Source organism: Arthrobacter vasquezii (assembly GCF_029455255.1).
GTDB lineage: Bacteria > Actinomycetota > Actinomycetes > Actinomycetales > Micrococcaceae > Arthrobacter_D > Arthrobacter_D parietis.
On sequence record NZ_JAROKN010000116.1, the window covers coordinates 1 to 1,790 of the forward strand.

At 68.5% G+C, this 1,790-nt stretch carries 2 protein-coding genes; both read right to left on the reverse strand.

From position 1 onward, the window contains the following. A partial coding sequence (locus tag P4U43_RS17825; protein ID WP_277359937.1) for a DNA-formamidopyrimidine glycosylase family protein occupies positions 1-432 on the reverse strand: 432 nt, incomplete at its 3' end. Continuing rightward, on the reverse strand, positions 425-1,790 hold a 1,366-nt coding region (locus tag P4U43_RS17830; RefSeq protein ID WP_449658172.1), incomplete at its 5' end, for an Lhr family ATP-dependent helicase. The genes P4U43_RS17830 and P4U43_RS17825, both read right to left, overlap by 8 nt.

A 1,790-nucleotide genomic window follows, 5' to 3' on the forward strand; every position in this document is an offset into this window, starting at 1 on the left:
GTCCGCGCGCAGCCGGCGCAGCGCTTCCTCGGCGTTCCAGTCGGGCCCGAGCAGGTCGGGTCCGAGGTAGCCGACGGCGTCGTCCTCCTCTGCCTGCGGGATGATGCGGAGGAATCCGAGTTCGAAACCCACGATTGTGGAGGTTTCCGTTTCCAGGATGCAGCGTGCCTTGAACGCTGGGCGGCGCCACTTCCCGCCTTTGGGATAGACGTGCCAGAGGCCCTCCATCTTCAGGTGGGAGTGGATGCTCCACTCTTCCTCCACACGAATGAGCAGATGCTTGCCGCGGGCGACGACGTCGCGCACCGTCCGGCCGGTGAAATCCACCGTCGCGAATTTCGGCACGCGGATGTCGCAGCGGGTGAGCTCCTTGCCGTGGAGTGCGCGGTTGAGGTCGCGGGCGGCGCGCCAGACGGTATCTCCCTCAGGCACGGATTCTCAGCCCCCGGGGCGTGCTGTAGAAGCCGGCATCGGCAAGGGCTCGTCCGGCTGCGGACTCGAGGACGGATTCGCCGTTGATTTTCTCGACGGCCATCTTGTCCGCTGCCCCGTGCCGGATTGCGGCAACCAGCGCCTCCGCTGCGGCGGTGAGGGGTTCGGTGTCTGCGGTGTAGGTAAGCATGGTTTTACCGCCGCGCTCAACATAGAGCGCAAGCTGCCCGTCGACCAGTACCACCAGGGCGCCGGCTTTGCGGCCGGGCCGGTGTCCGCCGTCGTGCTGTGGCCAGCCCAGCGCCGCTCCGAAGGGGTTCGCCGGATCTGTAGCAGCAAGCGCGACGGCGGTTGGCTTCTTCGCGAGGGCGGCATCCGGGCGTGCGTCCGCGCTGAAGGAGCGCAGCCGGTCCACCGTGGACGGCACCGCGAACTGCGCGGCGCCGAGATGCTCGATGAAGTAGCCGCGGCGGCACCGCCCCATTTCCTCCAGGCGCGACAGCATCTTGTACATGAGACCGAATCCGCCCGGAATACCCTCACTCGCAACGGAACCGCGGGTGAGCACGCCGTAGCGGTCCATGAGCAGTTCCGCGGTGGCGTGTGCCCGGATGGTGGTGTCACCTTCGATGCCCGGCAGCAGCGACCACCGCCCGGCAACTTGTGGAGGAGTGCTGCGCTGGTAGCCGGTTCCGCCGTCGTTCCCGGCTGACAATGCGCCCGTCCGCAGGCTGCCGCCGGTCAGGGACGGCGCCCTGCCGAGCCGACCTATCCTTGCGGTCCGTGCCCGCGGGGCGGGTGTGCGCTGCTTGTGCGCAGTCTTCCCGCCCGCCAGCAGGGAACGCACCGGAGTGAACGTGTCGTTGCCGATCCGTCCGGCCCAGACCAGCTCCCATAGCGCGGCGGTCACCGCGCCGTCCGCGGGTTGGTTCCCGTTGGTCAGTCCCTGGACTAGTTGCCGGAAGAAATAGGCACCGCCGCCGGAGAGCAGGTCAAGGAGTTCCTGTTGCAGGGGGCTGGGCTCGAACTCCGGGTCGGGGCGCAGGGTGAGCGGCGCGTTCTCCGCGAGGTGAAGCGAGATCCAGCCGTCGTTCCCGGGCAAGGATCCGGCACCGGACCAGACCACCTCACCCGTTGCCGCCAGCTCGTCCAGCATGGCCGGGTTGTAGTTGGAGACCCGCGTGCGCAGGATCAGCGGTTCCCACGCAGACGCCGGAATCGGCACTCCGGAAAGCTGGTCGATGACCGTGGCCACGCCGTCGAGACCGCGCAGGCCGGAACCGACATGCTGCCACGCGGGCAGGAACCGGCCATAGGCGGCAGGGTCCACCGGCTCCACTTCGTGGCGCAACGCAGCG